The organism is Hungatella sp., assembly GCF_046966825.1.
This window is the reverse complement of the sequence record NZ_JBKVCZ010000084.1, coordinates 1-18,140: the sequence shown is the minus strand read 5'-3', so window position 1 is coordinate 18,140 and position 18,140 is coordinate 1. Positions and strand designations below refer to the sequence as shown.

Genomic DNA, 18,140 nt, shown 5'->3' with positions numbered 1-18,140 from the left:
TCCGGACAGGAAAACGGGCGCCGCAGCCGATGATATCCGGCCGCGACGCCCGTTTCTTTTCTATTTTCCTGAATTAATGGTAAATCTTTTTCTCCTCATAGATCGGTTCGCATGTCAGATTGACGCCCAGCTTCTTGAATATCTTCGTATCCACGTCGGAGAGCAGGACGGAAGTGTGAACTTCGCGGCCCTTCAGCTTTGGAAGCTGCTCCAAGGCGACCTGTGCGTTGTGATCGGTGGCCGCGCTGGCGGACAGGGCGATCAGCACCTCGTCGGTGTGGAGACGCGGGTTCTTGCTGCCCAGGTAATTGACCTTTAACTTCTGGATCGGTTCGATGGCAGAAGGTGCGATCAGATGAATGTCATGAGAAATATTTCCCAGCACCTTGACCACATTTAACAGGAGGGCCGCGGAGGCGCCGAGAAGATTGGTGGTCTTGCCGGTGATGATGGTTCCGTCATCCAGCTCCATGGCTGCCGCCGGGGAGCCGGTCTTTTCCGCCCGCTCGTTGGCTGCTCCGACCACGCGTCTTAAGTCGGTGGTAATCTTGGCCTGCTTCATCAGAAGCTCGATCTTATAGACCTCCTCCTTGCTGCCCATATCTTTGGCCAGGCGGGCCAGCGCCTGATAGTAGCGCCGAATAATTTCCTGACGGGAAGCCTCGGCACATACCTCGTCATCCATAATACAGCATCCAACCATATTGACACCCATGTCGGTAGGAGACTTGTAGGGGCATTCGCCGTAGATTCCCTCGAAAATGGCGCTTAACACCGGGAAAATCTCCACGTCGCGGTTGTAGTTTACCGTGGTAACACCGTAGGCGTCGAGATGGAAGGGGTCGATCATGTTGACGTCATTTAAATCGGCGGTAGCCGCTTCATAGGCTAAGTTTACCGGATGCTTTAACGGGATATTCCAGATTGGGAAGGTCTCAAACTTGGCGTATCCGGCCTTGATGCCGCGCTTGTTCTCATGGTAGAGCTGGGAAAGGCAGGTGGCCATCTTTCCGCTTCCCGGTCCCGGCGCCGTGATGATGACGAGCGGCTTCGCTGTTTCGATATAATCATTTCTGCCGTATCCCTCGTCGCTCACAATCAGAGATACGTTGCTGGGATATCCGTCTATGATGTAGTGGCGGTAGACACGGATGCCGATTTTCTCCAGCTTGCTCTTGAAGAGATCGGCTGCCTTCTGTCCGGAGTACTGGGTGATGACGACACTGCCGACATAGAGCCCCCGGTCCGTGAAGGACTGAATCAGGCGGAGCACATCCACATCGTAGGTAATGCCGAGATCGTGACGTATCTTGTTCTTCTCGATGTCTGCGGCATTGATGGCGATGATGATCTCGGCCTGGTCGGCGAGCTGCATCAGCATGCTTAACTTGCTGTCAGGTGCGAATCCCGGAAGGACTCTGGAGGCGTGATAATCATCAAATAATTTTCCGCCGAATTCCAGATACAGCTTATCGCCGAACTGGTTAATCCGCTCCCTGATGTGCTCAGACTGCAGCTGCAAGTACTTGTTGTTATCAAATCCGATTTTCATGTTCGTACCCCTTTTTATTCTTTAGAATCTATGTCCTCAGAGGCTGTTTACCCGCAAAAAAGCACGCAAAAAGCCCCCATATCGTTAAAAACGACGGGTTCCTGCTCATAATACTTACCGATTGTATCATAAAACGAATGAAATTACCACGGTTATTTCGTTCTCCCCTTCCTCTTTTTCCGCCTGTTGTGGAAAGCTCAGGGAAATTTTTCCGTTTCTGAGAAAAAATGATTGTTTAAAGGTCTTGCAGGGGGTTGTAAAATACAGTCAATGCGATACAATATAACTGACCAAATCGGTTAAACCAAACAGGTTAAGGGGGTCAGGAAGATGAATGAACAGTTTTATGAGCTTCCTCAGGAAAAACAGCTGCGGATCATCAACGCCGGGCTGGAGGTATTTTCAAAAAATGATTACAGACATGCGGTGACGGACGAAATCGCGAGAAAAGCGGGGATATCCAAGGGGCTGTTATTCTATTATTTTCACAATAAAAAGTCGCTGTACCTGTATCTGTTCGATTACTGCGCCAGTCTCATCATTAACCAGGTCATGGGAGATGGGCCAGGCGGCAGCGGGGATGAACCCGCCAGCGGCGGAAACGAGTCCGGCGGCCAGGCAGCCAGATGGGAGACAGTCACCGATTTTTTCGAGCTTCTGGAGATGGCGGCGGAGGCCAAGATCAAAGTGCTGGAGAAGACGCCTTATCTGGCTGATTTCATGGTGCGGGGATATTACTCTGAAGACGGAATCGTAAAGGAAGACTTAAACCGGGCGACGATGGAGGCGGTTTCGTCTGCCTTCAGGAAGTATTTCAGAAATGTGGACTACAGCAAGTTTAAGCCGGATGTTCCACCGATGGAAATCTACGAGATGCTGGTCTGGATGACGGAGGGATACCTGCATGACAGGCGGAAATCCAACGCGTCCATTTCCATGAAGGAAATCATGGAAAAGTTCTATGTCTGGGAAAAATGGCTGAAGCAGATCGCTTATAAAGAAGAATATCAGAAAACGGAGGCATAGAATGGCAGCAGGAAAACCGGTAATCAGAGCGGATCATCTCTCCGTCCGGTATGAAGGGGAGGGCGTGGCGGTGGACGCCTTAAAGGATGTCACCTTCGAGGTGGAACAGGGAGAATTTATCGTGGTACTGGGGCCCTCCGGCTCCGGGAAGAGTACCCTTCTAAATATCGTAGGCGGGATGGATAAGCCCACAGGCGGTGAGATCTGGTACAAGGACAGAGAATTGACGGGATATACGGCGGATCAGCTCTCCGACTACAGGAAGGATGTCGTAGGCTTCGTATTTCAGTTTTTCAATCTCATCCCTTCCTTAAATGCCGTAGAAAATGTGGAACTGGCGGCCAGTATTGTGAAGGAGCACATGGACCCGAAGGAGGTGCTCGCCATGGTGGGGCTGGGCGGAAGAGAGAGACACTTTCAGGCCCAGCTGTCAGGCGGAGAACAGCAGCGGGTCTCCATCGCCAGGGCCATTGTAAAAAAGCCGGACCTTCTTCTGTGCGATGAGCCGACGGGGGCGCTGGACAGCAAAAACAGCGTGGCCATCGTAAAGCTTCTCCTGGAGGTGGGCAGAAGCTTAAAATGTCCTGTCATGACCATCACCCACAACGCGGAGATGGCCCGTGTGGCGGACCGCGTCTTCCACATGAAGGACGGAAGACTGGAGCGTATCACGGTCAATGAGCATCCATGCCAGGCGGAAGAACTGGACTGGTAGCGGCGGAAAGGGACGGATATGACGAAACTTTTAATTCGAAAAATGATTCGCGACATGAAGAGATCCATGACGGCTTACATACTGTGCATCCTGATCGTTGCCATTGGTTTCTGCGGTTTTACGGTGCTGGAGCTGTGCTACGACAATCTGGCCGAATCCCGGGATATGTTCTTTTCCCAGTCCGAATTCTGCGACGGCTTTGCAGAGGTAACCGATTCCCCCGTCTCCGAGGCAGGAATCTTAAAGAGGATTCCCGGCATCGACACGGTGCAGGCCCGGCTCGTGAAGGACACGAGGGTATACGGATACGAAGAGGATGTGGAGCTCCATCTCGTATCCTGGTCGGAGGGCGAGATGAACCGTCCGGTCTTATCCCGCGGTACGCTGCCGGAAGAGGGAAAAAAGGAGATCGTGATCGGCGACGGCATCGCAAAGGCCAGGAATTTAAATCCGGGAGACACGGTGGAGATTATTGTGGAAGGTAAGCGGGTCCCCATGGAGATCACGGGAATCGGCCTGACGCCGGAAAATATCTACATGATCCGCAATATGAACGAGCTGTATCCCAGCCCGGCCGTGTACGACGCGGCATTTACCTCATATCGGACCATGGCCCAGCTGTTCGGCCAGGAAGGCCATGGTAACAGCTTTTTGTTTAAGCTGGAGCCCGGCAGCGACTGGGAGGCCGTGAAGGACCGGATCGAACAGGCGCTTACGCCCTACGGTCTCATATCCCATTATGCCCGGGAGGACCAGCTGGCCGTCTCCATGGTTGACGAGGAGATCAAGCAGCTGGAGAAAATGTCCGGCGTGGTGCCGTTTCTATTCCTGACCGTGGCGGGAGTGATTCTCTATATCACGCAGAGCCGTATGGTGGAGCAGCAGCGGACCCAGATCGGAACCCTGATGGCGATTGGAATCCCATTGAGGAAAATAAGGCTCCATTACATGGGCTTCGGAGCGGTGACCGGTTTGCTCGGCGGGCTGTTCGGCGGGCTTCTGGGGTATGCTCTGGCGGATCCCATGGCGGGCTTTTACCGGGTATACTTTAACCTGCCGGATGTGACGGCTCCGCTTTCTGTGTCCTATCTGCTGGAAGGTATCCTGCTGGCGGGGATATTCTGCTCCGGCACCTCCTGGATTATCGCCGGTGTGATCGGGAAGATGAAGCCCGCCCAGGCGCTGCGGCCGCCGTCACCCAAGTCGGCCAGACAGTCATTTCTGGAGCGGATACCGGGGTTTTTAAACCTTTTTACGGTTCCTGGCGTCATGGCGCTACGAAGCCTTTCCAGAAACAGACGGCGGACGGCCATGTCGGTGGCCGGCATCGCCTTTGCCTATATGATTACGGCTACCCTGGTGTCCATGAACTCCCTGTTTGACGTCTTTATCTTCGATTACTGGGAGAAGACCCAGAGACAGGACATCATGGTTCAGTTTGAGCAGCCGGTCCTTTTAGAGGATGCCCTGGAGGCGGTAAAGCATTCGCAGGTGGAAAACGCGGAGGGGATGATGGAATTTGCAGACCCTTGCCGGGCCGCAGGGAAAAACAGACTGTACGATTCAGGCGGTATCACGGAAGCATCACTGACCAGACTGTTCTGCGAGGATGGAAGCAGGGTATATCCGGAGGAAGAGGGCATCGTGATATCGGAGCACATGGCGAACGTCATGGGCGTGAAGAAGGGGAGTACCATAGAGGTGAAGGTTCCCTATCCCAAGGAGCGGATCAGCCGCGTCACAGTGACGGACACGATCGCCCAGTATATGGGGAGCTCCGCCTATATGTCCTTCGCCGGCGCCGGCAGGATCAGCGATTACCGCAATGTGTGCACGACCGTTCTACTGAAGGCCCCAATCACGGTTCAGGAGGAGCTGCGGGAGCGTCTCGAGGATGCGGCCGCTGTGTCCGGAATCCAGAGCCGTCAGGACAGACTCTCCCAGTACCGGTCCATGATGGGGAGCATGAGCGCCATCATGGCCTCCATGTCCATGCTGGGCGTTATCATCAGCTTTGCGGTCATCTATATCAGTTCCCTGATCAGCTTCGAGGAACTGAAGCGGGAGCTGTCCACCCTGATGATGCTGGGATTAAAGAGTAAGGAGTGTCTCGATGTGATCTCCACGGGACAGTGGCTGCTGGCCGCGGGCGCGGTGCTCATCGGAATTCCCATGTCCATGGGAGCCAGCCAGCTGATCTCGGTCTCTATGGCTTCGGATATGTATACAATCCCCAGCTTTATCGACGGAAAGGCGCTGCTGCAGGCCCTTGGGCTGACCGCCGTCTCTGTCGGGTTCAGCTCCATGATGATGCTTCGAAAACTGAAAAAAATAGTTCCGGCAGACCTTCTGCGGGAACGGGAATAGAGGTGCAGGATGAAAAGAAAAGTGAAATGGATATTTCTTGCGGCCATAGCCGTGATCAGTATCGGCGCGTATGCGGCGGTGCTCTTAAAACCCGTGGAAGCTTCCGCAGAGCAGGCGGTAAAAGGAAACCTGGAGAGTCAGTTTACCGTTTCGGCCTCCATACTTCCCGTATCAGGCATGGTGCTTAATTCCGTTACCGCGGGCAATGTCTCGGAAATTCCGTATTTGCCGGGAATGGAGGTAAAGGAGGGGGAGATCCTTTTAAAGACGGATACCACCTCCCAGACGACGCTGGACATTCAGAGAGAGCAGTTTAAGCAGCAGTTAAGCGCGGCCCGCCAGGAGTACGACCGTCTCTACGGTTCCAATGGTTCGGCAGCGGCAGCCCTTAAGGCGGCGGAAAGCGAATACCGCCTTGCGAAGAAGAATTACGACAACGGGGTGGTGCTGGCGCAGCAGGGCGGCTTCATAGCCCAGTCGGACCTGGATACCTTAAAGACCCAGCTGGATCTGACTTACCAGAAATACACGCAGGCGAAGGAAGATAATTCCGAGGAGCAGAAGGCGCATTCCCAGGAGCAGATTGCTTCCTTCGAAAGGCAGCTGGCCCTTCTCGACGACACCGTGAATCCCGGTGCGGTAAAGATGCCCTACGACGGCGTCCTGTGGGAGGTATACACGGAGGAAGGCGCCTATCTGTCGCCCAACCAGCCGGTGGTGAAAATCTACCGCCCGGACAGCATGAAGCTTTCCGCCTCCGTTCTGTCGGAGGATGCGGCCGCGTTGACACCCGGGCTTAAGGCGAAAGTCATTTACGCCGACGGGAGCGAGGGGGAAGCCGAGGTGAGCTTCATCGCGAAGACTGCCGAGAAACAGATGTCTTCCATCGGCCTGGAGGAGAACCGGTGTACCGTAGAGTTAAAGCCTGCGGCACTTCCGGAGCACGCGGGAGCGGGCCAGACGGCGGATGTATCCTTTCATGTCATGATCGCCCCGGAGGTCTTTTCCGTACCTGCGGCGGCCGTAATACCGGCGGAGGATGGAAGCGCTGTCTATCTCATACAGAATGGGAAAGCGGTATTAAAGCCTGTGGAAACCGGAAGAAGAGAGGGCGGCCGGGTAGAAATTATTTCCGGACTGGAAGATGGGGATATCGTGGCCTCCGACCCATATAATGATAATGTAGAGAAGAACGGCCGGGTAAAAGCCGTCTTAAAAGAATAATCGGGAGCGCTCTTTACAACGGAGAGAAAACGTGATAAAACGTTGTAGAGAAGATGGAGGAATTAGCGATGTTAAAGTTAGGAAGAAATGACGCCTGCTGGTGCGGCAGCGGAAAGAAGTATAAGAACTGCCATCTGGCGTTCGACAGAAAGATTGAAAATTACGGTATTATGGGCGATCTGGTGCCGGAGCATTACATGATCAAGACCCCGGCGGAGATCGAGGGGATCAGAAAGGCCGGCGAGGTGAATACGAAGATCCTCGATCTGGTGGATTCCTTCATACGTCCGGGCATCAGCACAGAGGATATCAACACCCTGGTACATGAAAATACGATAAAGATGGGCGGCATCCCGGCTCCCCTTAATTTTGAAGGCTACCCGAAGAGCGTCTGCACTTCCGTCAATGAGGTGGTCTGCCACGGCATTCCCGATCCGAACCGGATCCTGAAGGAGGGCGACATCATCAACGTGGATGTGACGACGATCTTAGACGGTTATTACGGAGACGCCTCCAGAATGTACTGCATCGGAAACGTGTCGCCGGAGGCGGAGAAGCTGGTACGCGTGACGAAAGAGAGCGTGGACTTAGCGCTTAAGGAAGCCCGGGCCTGGGGCCATCTGGGCGACATAGGAGCTGCCATATCCGAGTACATTTATGCAAATGGTTTTACGGTAGTGCGTGAGATCGGCGGCCACGGCGTGGGGAATGATTTCCATGAGGAACCGTGGGTCAGCCATATCGGAGAGCGGGGAACGGATATGCTTCTGGTTCCCGGCATGATCTTTACCATTGAACCGATGGTAAATGCGGGACGGCCCGATGTGGTTCAGGACGAGGAAGACGGCTGGACCATCTATACGGAAGACGGAAGTCTGTCGGCACAGTGGGAGTACACGGTACTGATAACAGAAGAGGGGCCGGAGGTGCTCACTTATTAGGAGATTTTTTGAGCAGGCTGCGTATGCAGGGAGAAGCCCGGCGGGAAGCAGGCGGTGGAAAGATGTAGTTCCACTCCGGTTTCCTGCCGGGCTTCTGTCCGTTAAGGTGTTGAAAAAATTCATGCATATTTGTTGAATTCGCCCATATAAAGAACTATAATGAAATTGGAACTAAACAATTTCAACAAATGGTTATGATAAGGAGGGGTACCATGAATGTTATGTATGTCGTAGCAATTGGTTCCATAGCCGCTCTGATTTATGCTGCCTGTATGTTTGTCCGGGTGAAGGGACAGCCGGAGGGCAGCGCTGGGATGATTAAAATCTCTACTGCGGTCAGGAAAGGTGCCGGCGCCTATTTAAGACGGCAGTATCTGGGCGTCGGCATTTTCTTTGCTGTCGTTTTCATCATATTGCTGTGTATGGCGTTTGGCGGGTTTTTGAGTTATTTTACACCGTTTGCATTTTTAACGGGCGGCTTTTTCTCCGGTTTGTCAGGGTTTATCGGAATGCGGACCGCGACGATGGCAAACTGCAGGACGGCGGAGGGGGCTTCCCGCAGCCTGAACAAGGGCCTCAAAGTGGCTTTCTCGGCAGGCTCTGTTATGGGCTTTACCGTGGTGGGGCTGGGACTTCTCGATCTGACGATCTGGTATTTTATCCTGAATACCGTGTTCCATTCGCTTCCGGAGACGGAACGGATCGCCCAGATTACGGCCAATATGCTGACCTTCGGCATGGGCGCCTCCAGTATGGCGCTGTTTGCCCGTGTGGGCGGCGGTATTTTTACGAAGGCGGCCGATGTGGGAGCCGATCTGGTTGGTAAGGTAGAGGCGGGTATTCCGGAGGATGATCCCCGTAATCCTGCTGTTATCGCGGATAACGTAGGCGACAACGTAGGTGATGTGGCCGGTATGGGCGCAGATTTGTATGAATCGTATGTAGGCTCGATCGTGTCTACCGCAGCGCTGGCGGTTGCAGCCGGTTTTGGAGTGAAGGGCGTCGCCGTTCCCATGATGCTGGCGGCATTCGGCGTCATCGCATCGATTATCGGTACCTTCTTCGTAAAAACAAAGGAAGATGCCTCACAGAAAAACCTTTTAAAGGCGCTGCGGCTGGGAACGTATATCAGCGCTGTTCTGGTGGTGGCAGGGGCCTATGTGATTATCCGCCTCCTGCTTCCGGAACACATCGGGATCTATGCGGCGGTGCTGTCCGGTCTTGTCGCCGGTGTTCTGATCGGTGCGATCACAGAATATTTTACGTCGGATTCGTACCGGCCGACGAGGAATCTGGCTTCATCCAGTGAGACGGGGGCGGCTACGGTGATTATCAGCGGACTGTCTCTCGGCATGCTTTCTACGGTAGCTCCTGTGATCATCGTCGGTGTGTCGGTGCTGATCAGCTATTACTGTTCGGGCGGAAACGCAGATTTTAACATGGGACTTTACGGTGTCGGAGTCTCTGCGGTCGGCATGCTTTCGACGCTGGGAATCACGCTGGCAACCGACGCGTATGGACCAATCGCCGATAATGCGGGAGGAATCGCGGAGATGACTCATATGCCTCCTGAGGTCAGAAACCGGACGGATGCCCTGGATTCTCTGGGAAATACGACGGCGGCCACCGGAAAGGGATTTGCCATCGGCTCAGCTGCGCTGACGGCACTGGCGCTGATTGCATCTTATATTGACAAGGTCAAACAGCTGAATCCGGATATTGCGCTGAATCTGACCATCACAAATCCGACGGTCCTAATCGGCCTGTTCATCGGCGGCATGCTTCCGTTTTTATTCGCCGCCCTGACCATGGACGCGGTGGGAAAGGCCGCTCAGTCTATCGTGGTCGAGGTGCGGCGTCAGTTTAAGGAGATCAAAGGGCTGATGGAGGGAAAGGCGGAACCGGATTACGCCGCCTGTGTGGATATGTGCACGAAATCGGCACAGAAGCTGATGCTGGCGCCGGCTCTGATCGCAGTGATCATTCCCATCGTTGTCGGGCTTTTGCTGGGGGTAAATGGTGTCGCAGGCCTGCTGGCCGGCAATACCGTGACCGGCTTCGTCCTGGCGGTCATGATGGCCAACTCCGGCGGAGCATGGGATAATGCAAAGAAATATATCGAGAGCGGAGCCCACGGTGGAAAAGGAAGCGACCAGCATAAGGCCGCGGTCGTGGGAGATACGGTCGGCGATCCGTTTAAGGATACGTCGGGGCCATCCATTAATATTCTGATTAAACTTACCTCCATGGTCTCTATTGTATTTGCAGGATTGATTGTGGCGGTGCATCTGCTGTAGCTTTTGGAACGGCGGTGGAGGAGCGGTTATGAAATAGAAGGAGAAGGCGTCTGCCTTCTCCTTCTGTATGCCGGGTTACTCTTCTTCCTCTTCGTAGTCCTTGAACGCTCTTTTTTTCCCGATACGGAAGCAAAGAGAATCCACTATATACATAAGCCCAAACATGAAAAAGAACAAAAGTAGGAAAGAGATGACTGCTGTCGCAAGGGAATAGCGGACGTAAAAGCTGTAGGCGATAATCAATGACGCTGCCAGGGAGCTGATGGCGTAGAGCAGAAACAGTTTTTTGCGATTCGCATTTTCCGCAGTATAAATGTTGCCGTCTCTGGCATCCAGAAATAAATTATAAACAGACGCGGCAAGGACGACGACAGCCTGCGGTACTATGTATTTCAGCTCCCATCGGAGTAAGTGAAGTTCCGCCAAAAGGCAGAAGCCGGTTGCAAGGAGAAGAAAATTCCAGCTCTTTCTGGCATTCCTGAGACTTTGAAGTTCCATTCGTTCATCTACGATTCGTTTCTTAAACAGTGATTTCATTCTGATACCTCCCAAAATAATTCGTCCAGTGTCCTGTTCAGTTCTTTACAGATTGCGATACAGAGATTCAGTGTCGGGTTATAGTTCCCGGATTCGATCATGCTGATGGTCTGCCGCGTGACGCCAACCCGTTCCCCTAACTGCTCCTGTGATAAATCGTGTTCCACACGGGCAATTTTCATCCGTTTGTTCTTCAATAAAAATCCACCTCCAGTTCCTGCGTTATACTCGTTTCATACCTACATAGTACACTAAAAAAGACTATATGTCAAATATAATTTACAAAATGAATGATTAAAACGTCAAAACGAAAACACGTTTGTAAATTTTACAAAATGTGGTAAAATATTAAATAAATGTTACAGGAGAATACCATAAAACCATCAGGAAAGTGAACGGGAATAATTATGAAAAAATGGCTTTTGGCAGCGCTTGTCTGTACGCTGGCGGTGACTGGATGCAGCAAATATAAGCAGGTATCCGACTTGCCGGAAACGGATGAGACAACAGAAAAAGAGAGTATGAGCGGAGAAACCACGGAGGAGACGCTGGAAGTCCAGCAGGAGACAGAACCGGCAGAACCGCAGAAGGAACGGGTTCGCGTGAAGGGCGTCTACATTTCCGGATATATGGCTGGATCAGAAGGCTTTCAGGCAATTCTTGACAAGATCGACCAGACGGAGATTAACGCGGTGGTCATCGATGTGAAGAACGACGACGGAAGAATTACATTTTCCATGGATGATGCGCCTACTGTCAATGAGATCGGCGCATCGGAGCGGTATATCCGGGATATCGGAGCGCTCATGGCGGATTTAAAGGCCCGGGGCATCTATACCATCGCCCGGGTCGTGGCTTTCCGCGATCCTTATCTGGCTGAGAAGAAGCCGGAGTGGAGCTTAAAGAACGCGGATGGCAGCCTTCACCGCGACAATAAGGGGCTGGCCTGGGTCAATCCCTACCGCCAGGAGGTCTGGGACTATCTGGTGGAAGTGGGCACGCAGGCGGCGAAGGTCGGGTTTGACGAGATACAGTTTGATTATATCCGGTTTGCCACGGACAGCACCATGAAGCAGGTCGCATTTGACGAGGCGGATACGAAGGGACGCTCCAAGACGGACATCATCACGGAGTTTATTACGTATGCCTATGACAAGCTGTCGGCGGAGGGCATCTTCGTTTCGGCCGATGTTTTCGGCACCATTATAGGAAGTAAGATTGACGCGGATGCGGTGGGCCAGGTGTATAATGATATGGCCAGGCATTTAGACTATATCTGCCCGATGATTTATCCGTCCCATTACGGCGATGGTAATTTCGGAATCGAGCATCCGGATACCCAGCCCTACGATACGATCCATGCGGCATTGATGAAATCGAAGCAGGATCTGGCCATTGTGACGGCGGCAGGGGAGGACCATGCCATCGTGCGCCCGTGGCTCCAGGATTTCACCGCTTCCTATTTACAGCATTACATCAAATACGGCCCCGCCGAGGTGAGGGCCCAGATTCAGGCTGTCTATGACGCCGGATACGATGAATGGATCCTTTGGAGCGCATCCAACAAATATACGTGGGATGGCCTTCTCTCGCCGGAAGAAGCCAGCCAGGAGGATCAGAAGATTGCCGAATCGAGAGCGGCTCTGCCTCCGGAAACGACGGCAGCGCCGCCGACAGAAGCAGCAAAGCCGGAAACGGCGCCGGCACCGGAGGAGACGCTTCCGCAGGAGGGACAGCCTTCTGAAGAAACCTCGATGGAGGAGACAGAGGCGCCGGTGGTGGATGAGACATCCGCCAGTGAAGAACTGCAGACCAGCGAAGACCCGGAAACAGAGGCCACGGATCGGGCCGCTTCCGCCCAGCCGGAGACAACGGCGCAGGGAGAGAAGAGAAGCAAGCCCAATGTTGTGATCGTCACGACAGGCGGGGCAGGAGAATAGCGCGGTACTGCGCACATGACAGAAAATCAGGAAAGGAAACGCATATGGACAGAATACCAAAACCAGGAGAATGTTACAGGCATTTTAAGAATAAGCTGTATCAGATCATCACCGTAGCCGAACATTCCGAGACAGGAGAGAAGATGGTGGTTTACCAGGCGCTGTACGGCACATTTGGGACGTATGTGCGGCCGCTGTCCATGTTCATCAGCGAAGTGGACCATGAGAAATATCCGGAGGTGAAGCAGAAATACCGGTTTGAGCGGGTCGAACTTAAAGAAGAGGCGGCAGGAGAAACGAGCGTGGAACATGCGGCATGGACGGAGACTGAGGAAGCCGAAGGCGTCGCATCGCAGGAAGCCGAAAAAGAAACAGCTGTTTCCAGTAAAATTCTTCTTGCTTTTTTAGACGCAGAGACGTATTATGAAAAGCTGGAAGTTTTAAAAGAACGCCGTGAGATATTTTCCGAGGAGGAGCTTGCGGCTGTCTGCGAATCCCTGGATATCGGAAGCGGAACGGGTACACGGGAAGGCATGTACCGCGCCGCCGTCAATTATCTGGAGATGCAGGCGAAATACGATGGAGCGAGACTGAGGTGACAAATACGTGGAGCAATCCGGATACAATGGATTTAATATAGAAGAAGAACTAAAGAAACTGCCTGCCCAGCCTGGGGTCTACATCATGCACGATAAAAGGGATGAGATCATCTATGTGGGAAAGGCCATCAGCTTAAAGAACAGGGTCCGGCAGTATTTCCAGAGCAGCAGGAATAAGACGTCAAAGATTGAGCAGATGGTTTCCCGGATCGCCAGGTTCGAGTATATCATAACGGATTCGGAGCTGGAAGCCCTGGTTCTGGAGTGCAACTTAATCAAGGAACATCGTCCCAGATACAATACGATGTTAAAGGACGACAAGACGTATCCGTATATCAAGGTGACGGTCTACGAGGATTTCCCCCGGGTATTATTTTCCAGGGACATGAAAAAGGACAAAAGTAAGTATTTTGGGCCATACACCAGCGCAGGAGCGGTTAAGGATACGATTGATCTGATCCATAAGCTGTACAAGATCCGTACCTGCAACCGCAATCTGCCGAAGGATATCGGCAAGGACCGCCCCTGCTTAAATTACCACATCAAGCAGTGCTCGGCGCCCTGCCAGGGATACATTAATAAAGAAGAGTACGGAAGGGCCATCAGTCAGGCCCTTGATTTTCTGGGCGGCAAATACGATCCGGTCATCTCCATGCTGGAGGAAAAGATGCAGACGGCGTCGGACGAGATGGATTTCGAAAAAGCCATCGAATACCGGGATTTGCTGACCAGCGTCAGGGCGGTGGCCCAGAAACAGAAGATCACCAGCAGCAGTATGGAGGACCGCGATATCATCGCCATGGCGAAGGACGACAAGGACGCGGTAGTCCAGGTCTTCTTCGTAAGGGAAGGCCGTCTGATCGGCCGGGAGCATTACCACGTTACCATTGCCACGGCAGAGGATGACAGGCAGATCCTGACCAGCTTCGTCAAGCAGTTTTACGCCGGCACGCCGTTCGTCCCAAGGGAGCTTTGGGTTCAGACAGAGCTTGAGGACAGCGAGATCATCAGAGAGTGGCTCAGCGCCAAACGCGGCCAGAAGGTGAAGCTTGTCGTCCCTCAGAAGGGGGAGAAGGAGCGCCTGGTAGAGCTTGCGGAACGCAACGCGGCCCTGGTTCTTTCCCAGGACAAAGAGAAGATCAAACGCGAGGAGCTGCGGACCATCGGCGCCATGAACGAGGTCTGCGGCTGGCTCGGCATAACCGGTGTCCACAGGATCGAGGCCTTCGATATTTCCAATATCAGCGGTTTCGAATCGGTAGGCTCCATGATTGTTTATGAGGATGGTAAGCCCAAGCGGAACGATTACCGCAAATTCAAGATCAAATGGGTCAAAGGCGCCAACGATTACGCCTCCATGCGTGAGGTCCTGACGCGCCGCTTTTCTCACGGTCTCGATGAAGCCGCTTCTTTAAAGGAGAAGGGCGTGGACGAGGAGTTCGGCAGCTTCACAAAATTCCCGGACTTACTCATGATGGACGGCGGCCGCGGCCAGGTCAATATCGCCCTGGAGGTACTCGATGAGCTGAAGCTTTCCATCCCTGTCTGCGGCATGGTAAAGGACGACAACCACAGAACGCGCGGTTTATACTACAACAATGTGGAGATTCCCATCGACAAGCGTTCCGAAGGCTTTAAGCTGATCACCCGTGTCCAGGATGAGGCCCACCGCTTTGCCATCGAATACCACCGCAGCCTCCGCAGCAAAGGCCAGGTCCATTCCATCCTGGACGATATTCCCGACATTGGCCCTACCCGCCGCAAGGCGCTGATGCGTTATTTCAAGGATATCGAAGCCATAAAAGAAGCGTCCATAGAGTCCCTGACGGCCACACCGGGCATGAATGCCAAATCGGCTCAGAGCGTCTATGACTTCTTTCATTAGAATTGAGGAATTTCCTCCCCTTATCTCTTTTCAAAACACGAAATCTGTGTTAGTATGAGAAAAACAGATGGAAAAGGAGCATGAGACCATGCATGGAGTTGCGATTACAGAGTTAATTGAAAAAATGAACCTCCGGAACATGACACCGGAGATCGATGCGGAGAAAATCGTGCTGAGCCATCCGGATGTCAATCGTCCGGCGCTGCAGCTGGCGGGTTTTTTTGACCATTTCGATAATGAGAGGGTCCAGATTATCGGCTATGTGGAGCAGGAGTATATCCGACAGATGGAACATGACCGCAAGGTGGAGATGTATGACAAGCTTCTGTCCAGTCAGATTCCGTGTCTGGTTTATTCGAGAAACCAGGATCCTGATGAGGATATGATCGCACTGTGCGACCATTACGGCGTGCCCTGCCTTGTTTCGGAGCAGACGACCTCCGATCTGATGGCGGAGATCATCCGGTGGCTGAAGGTAAAACTGGCTCCATGCATCAGCATCCATGGCGTTTTAGTGGACGTATTCGGCGAAGGCGTCCTGATTATGGGCGAGAGCGGAATCGGTAAGAGTGAGGCGGCTCTGGAGCTCATAAAGAGGGGCCATCGTCTCGTAACGGATGACGTAGTGGAGATCAGAAAGGTCAGCGATGAGACTCTGATCGGAAGCGCTCCGGAAATTACAAGACATTTTATCGAGCTGAGAGGTATCGGTATTATCGATGTGAAGACGCTGTTCGGTGTGGAGAGCGTAAAGGACACCCAGGCCATCGACATGGTGATCAAGCTGGAGGACTGGGATAAGGATAAAGAGTACGACAGACTGGGACTGGAAGACCAGTATACGGAGTTCCTGGGAAACCGTGTGGTCTGCCATTCCATTCCTGTCCGTCCGGGACGGAATCTCGCCATCATCGTGGAGTCGGCGGCTGTCAACTACAGACAGAAGAAGATGGGGTACAACGCGGCACAGGAATTATACAACCGCGTCCAGGCAAACCTGTCAAGAAAACAGGATGATTGAGGTGTTTCATGACGATGTTTTATGAGAAACTGCTGGAATTGTCAGATAGCAGCCATGTGAAGACGGAAGAGAAAATGAGCAGACACACGACCTTTCGCGTCGGCGGTCCCGCGGCCTACTACGTAAGTCCGGCGGACGCGCGCGAACTGGGAGAAGTGATCCGGCTGTGCCGGAGAGAAGAGGTACCGTACTGCATTCTCGGAAATGGAAGCAATCTGCTTGTGGGAGACGGCGGTTTCGATGGTGTGGTCATATCCATGACAGCCGGATTTTCCGGATGCCGTGTGGACAGTGACCGGTGTGAGATCGCGGCTGGTGCGGGAGCATCCCTTTCCCGGGTGGGGAAGGCGGCATTGGAGGCCGGGCTCACAGGCTTTGAATTTGCAGCCGGAATCCCTGGTACGGTGGGCGGAGCCGTCGTGATGAATGCGGGCGCCTACGGTTCCGAAACGAAGGAGATCCTGGAATCAGTCCGGGTTATGACCATGGAAGGCGAGGAAAAGGTACTCTCTCTGCCGGAGCTGGAGCTGGGCTACCGGACCAGCTGCATTCCTGCTAACCATTATATTGTGCTGGAAGCGCGGTATCGCTTAAAGCCAGGCGACAAGGATGAGATCAAGGCGTATATGGATGATCTGGCAGGCAGGCGAAAGAGCAGGCAGCCTTTGGAGTTTCCCAGTGCCGGGAGCACATTTAAGCGGCCGGCCGGCAATTTTGCCGGGAAACTGATCGAAGAGGCGGGCCTTGCAGGATACCGTGTGGGCGGCGCGGAGGTTTCCGGGAAACACTGCGGTTTTGTGATTAACAGAGACCATGCCACGGCTTCGGATATTATGACGCTCTGCCAGGATGTGAAGAGAAGAGTAAAAGAACATTCCGGAGTGGAACTGGAGATGGAAGTAAAGACGCTGGGACGATTTTAAACGGCGTAGAGGAGACTTTTTGTGAGACTGGTAATTGTGACAGGCATGTCAGGCGCCGGTAAGACAAGTGCGCTGAAGATGCTGGAGGACATGGGGTTCTACTGTGTGGATAACCTTCCTATTCCTCTGGTGGAAAAATTTGCCGAGCTGACCCTGAGCAATCAGGGCGGTATTAAGGATGCCGCGCTGGGGATCGATATCCGCAGCGGGGATGAACTGTCTGCACTTAACCGGATCTTTGATGAATGGTCCAGGAGCAGGGTCCCGTATGAGATCCTCTTCCTGGATGCAGGCAGTGAGACACTGATTAAGCGGTATAAGGAGTCGAGACGGATCCATCCCCTTGCGGGAGAGGGCCGGATTGACAGCGGTATCGAGAAGGAACGCCTCAAACTGGCATTTTTAAAGGAAGAGGCGGATTATATCATAGATACCAGCAAGCTGCTGACAAAGGAACTGAAGGCAGAGCTGGAAAAGATCTTTATGGCAAATGAAAGCTATAAGAATCTGTACATCACGATTCTGTCCTTTGGCTTCAAATACGGAATTCCTTCTGATGCCGATCTCGTCTTTGACGTCAGATTCCTTCCGAATCCGTATTATGTGGACGAACTGCGTCCGAAGACAGGCGAGGACAGGGAAGTGCGGGACTACGTGATGCAGAATGGGACAGCGGCCATTTTCCTGGATAAACTTTACGATATGCTGGAATTTCTGATTCCGGGCTACGTATTGGAGGGAAAGAACCAGCTGGTCATTGCGATTGGATGTACCGGAGGGAAGCACCGCTCGGTGACCATCGCGAAGGCGGTCTACGGGAAGCTGAAAGCCCACGGGGAATTTGGCTTAAAGATCGAGCACCGTGACATTGATAAGGATAATAAAAGAAAAAAGGAATGAGCTGCCATGTCATTTTCCTCCAAAGTAAAAGACGAACTTTCCAGGCAGTTAAGCCCGGCGAGGCACTGCCAGATTGCCGAAATTGCAGCGATCATCAGCCTTTGTGGAAAGATCATAATCTCGGAAGAGGACCATTATGCCATTAAAATCCACACGGAAAATGTGGCAGTTGCAAGAAAGTACTTTACATTATTGAAAAAAACATTTAATATA

General features: G+C 52.9%; 15 protein-coding genes and 1 pseudogene. 13 read left to right on the top strand and 3 right to left on the bottom strand.

What is annotated here, in order from left to right; genetic code table 11:
• Nucleotides 1-73: 73 nt before the first annotated feature.
• Nucleotides 74-1,552: a DUF1846 domain-containing protein gene (locus ACLTD4_RS22040; RefSeq protein ID WP_055657456.1), complete on the bottom strand. Its 1,479-nt coding sequence runs from the start codon at nucleotides 1,550-1,552 to the stop codon at nucleotides 74-76.
• Nucleotides 1,553-1,882: 330 nt separating this feature from the next.
• Here ACLTD4_RS22040 and ACLTD4_RS22035 point away from each other — a divergent pair, with 330 nt between their 5' ends.
• The 6 genes from ACLTD4_RS22035 (at nucleotide 1,883) to ACLTD4_RS22010 (ending at nucleotide 10,122) form a co-directional block, all read left to right on the top strand.
• Nucleotides 1,883-2,578, top strand: a complete 696-nt coding sequence (locus ACLTD4_RS22035) for a TetR/AcrR family transcriptional regulator (RefSeq protein WP_055657457.1) — start codon at nucleotides 1,883-1,885, stop codon at nucleotides 2,576-2,578.
• 1 nt (nucleotide 2,579) lies between these two features.
• Nucleotides 2,580-3,293, top strand: coding sequence for an ABC transporter ATP-binding protein (locus ACLTD4_RS22030; protein ID WP_412331563.1), 714 nt, complete (start codon nucleotides 2,580-2,582; stop codon nucleotides 3,291-3,293).
• A gap of 18 nt (nucleotides 3,294-3,311) precedes the next feature.
• Nucleotides 3,312-5,660: an ABC transporter permease gene (locus ACLTD4_RS22025; RefSeq protein ID WP_412331562.1), complete on the top strand. Its 2,349-nt coding sequence runs from the start codon at nucleotides 3,312-3,314 to the stop codon at nucleotides 5,658-5,660.
• A gap of 9 nt (nucleotides 5,661-5,669) precedes the next feature.
• Entirely contained in the window at nucleotides 5,670-6,884 is a 1,215-nt protein-coding gene (locus ACLTD4_RS22020; RefSeq protein ID WP_055657463.1) for an efflux RND transporter periplasmic adaptor subunit, read from the top strand.
• A 68-nt stretch (nucleotides 6,885-6,952) separates the two neighbouring features.
• On the top strand, nucleotides 6,953-7,825 hold the full coding sequence (gene map, locus ACLTD4_RS22015; protein ID WP_002600632.1) for a type I methionyl aminopeptidase: 873 nt from the start codon (nucleotides 6,953-6,955) through the stop codon (nucleotides 7,823-7,825).
• A gap of 212 nt (nucleotides 7,826-8,037) precedes the next feature.
• Entirely contained in the window at nucleotides 8,038-10,122 is a 2,085-nt protein-coding gene (locus tag ACLTD4_RS22010; protein ID WP_117624285.1) for a sodium-translocating pyrophosphatase, read from the top strand.
• Between the two features lie 75 nt (nucleotides 10,123-10,197).
• Here ACLTD4_RS22010 and ACLTD4_RS22005 read toward each other — a convergent pair whose 3' ends face one another.
• Both ACLTD4_RS22005 and ACLTD4_RS22000 read right to left on the bottom strand, forming a co-directional pair.
• Entirely contained in the window at nucleotides 10,198-10,659 is a 462-nt protein-coding gene (locus ACLTD4_RS22005) for a DUF6773 family protein (RefSeq protein WP_117624286.1), read from the bottom strand.
• The gene (locus tag ACLTD4_RS22000) at nucleotides 10,656-10,856 is read right to left on the bottom strand and encodes a helix-turn-helix transcriptional regulator (protein ID WP_025529691.1); all 201 of its coding nucleotides are present in this window, start codon (nucleotides 10,854-10,856) and stop codon (nucleotides 10,656-10,658) included. Before ACLTD4_RS22000 ends, ACLTD4_RS22005 begins: the two co-directional genes overlap by 4 nt.
• A 210-nt stretch (nucleotides 10,857-11,066) precedes the next feature.
• Between ACLTD4_RS22000 and ACLTD4_RS21995 the strand changes: the two genes are divergently transcribed.
• The 7 genes and pseudogenes from ACLTD4_RS21995 to ACLTD4_RS21965 all read left to right on the top strand — a co-directional run.
• The gene (locus ACLTD4_RS21995; protein ID WP_117624287.1) at nucleotides 11,067-12,599 is read left to right on the top strand and encodes a putative glycoside hydrolase; all 1,533 of its coding nucleotides are present in this window, start codon (nucleotides 11,067-11,069) and stop codon (nucleotides 12,597-12,599) included.
• Nucleotides 12,600-12,643: 44 nt separating this feature from the next.
• Nucleotides 12,644-13,198, top strand: coding sequence for a DUF1653 domain-containing protein (locus tag ACLTD4_RS21990; RefSeq protein WP_117624288.1), 555 nt, complete (start codon nucleotides 12,644-12,646; stop codon nucleotides 13,196-13,198).
• A gap of 7 nt (nucleotides 13,199-13,205) precedes the next feature.
• Entirely contained in the window at nucleotides 13,206-15,083 is a 1,878-nt protein-coding gene (gene uvrC, locus ACLTD4_RS21985; protein WP_117624289.1) for an excinuclease ABC subunit UvrC, read from the top strand.
• Between the two features lie 88 nt (nucleotides 15,084-15,171).
• Entirely contained in the window at nucleotides 15,172-16,104 is a 933-nt protein-coding gene (gene hprK, locus ACLTD4_RS21980) for an HPr(Ser) kinase/phosphatase (RefSeq protein ID WP_002600625.1), read from the top strand.
• A gap of 8 nt (nucleotides 16,105-16,112) precedes the next feature.
• Entirely contained in the window at nucleotides 16,113-17,027 is a 915-nt protein-coding gene (gene murB, locus ACLTD4_RS21975) for a UDP-N-acetylmuramate dehydrogenase (protein ID WP_117624290.1), read from the top strand.
• Nucleotides 17,028-17,048: 21 nt separating this feature from the next.
• Entirely contained in the window at nucleotides 17,049-17,927 is an 879-nt protein-coding gene (gene rapZ / locus ACLTD4_RS21970) for an RNase adapter RapZ (protein WP_110321081.1), read from the top strand.
• Nucleotides 17,928-17,933: 6 nt separating this feature from the next.
• A pseudogene (locus ACLTD4_RS21965) lies at nucleotides 17,934-18,140 on the top strand (DNA-binding protein WhiA); the annotation flags it as partial.

Bases quoted from the DNA above. Each gene is read 5' to 3' on its own strand.
- ACLTD4_RS21990 (WP_117624288.1), top strand. From the start codon at position 12,644: ATGGACAGAATACCAAAACCAGGAGAATGTTACAGGCATTTTAAGAAT.
- ACLTD4_RS22020 (WP_055657463.1), top strand. From the start codon at position 5,670: ATGAAAAGAAAAGTGAAATGGATATTTCTTGCGGCCATAGCCGTGATC.
- ACLTD4_RS21995 (WP_117624287.1), top strand. From the start codon at position 11,067: ATGAAAAAATGGCTTTTGGCAGCGCTTGTCTGTACGCTGGCGGTGACT.
- ACLTD4_RS22010 (WP_117624285.1), top strand. From the start codon at position 8,038: ATGAATGTTATGTATGTCGTAGCAATTGGTTCCATAGCCGCTCTGATT.
- ACLTD4_RS22030 (WP_412331563.1), top strand. From the start codon at position 2,580: ATGGCAGCAGGAAAACCGGTAATCAGAGCGGATCATCTCTCCGTCCGG.
- ACLTD4_RS22040 (WP_055657456.1), bottom strand. From the start codon at position 1,552: ATGAAAATCGGATTTGATAACAACAAGTACTTGCAGCTGCAGTCTGAG.
- ACLTD4_RS22035 (WP_055657457.1), top strand. From the start codon at position 1,883: ATGAATGAACAGTTTTATGAGCTTCCTCAGGAAAAACAGCTGCGGATC.
- ACLTD4_RS22025 (WP_412331562.1), top strand. From the start codon at position 3,312: ATGACGAAACTTTTAATTCGAAAAATGATTCGCGACATGAAGAGATCC.
- hprK (WP_002600625.1), top strand. From the start codon at position 15,172: ATGCATGGAGTTGCGATTACAGAGTTAATTGAAAAAATGAACCTCCGG.
- murB (WP_117624290.1), top strand. From the start codon at position 16,113: ATGACGATGTTTTATGAGAAACTGCTGGAATTGTCAGATAGCAGCCAT.
- map (WP_002600632.1), top strand. From the start codon at position 6,953: ATGTTAAAGTTAGGAAGAAATGACGCCTGCTGGTGCGGCAGCGGAAAG.
- ACLTD4_RS22005 (WP_117624286.1), bottom strand. From the start codon at position 10,659: ATGAAATCACTGTTTAAGAAACGAATCGTAGATGAACGAATGGAACTT.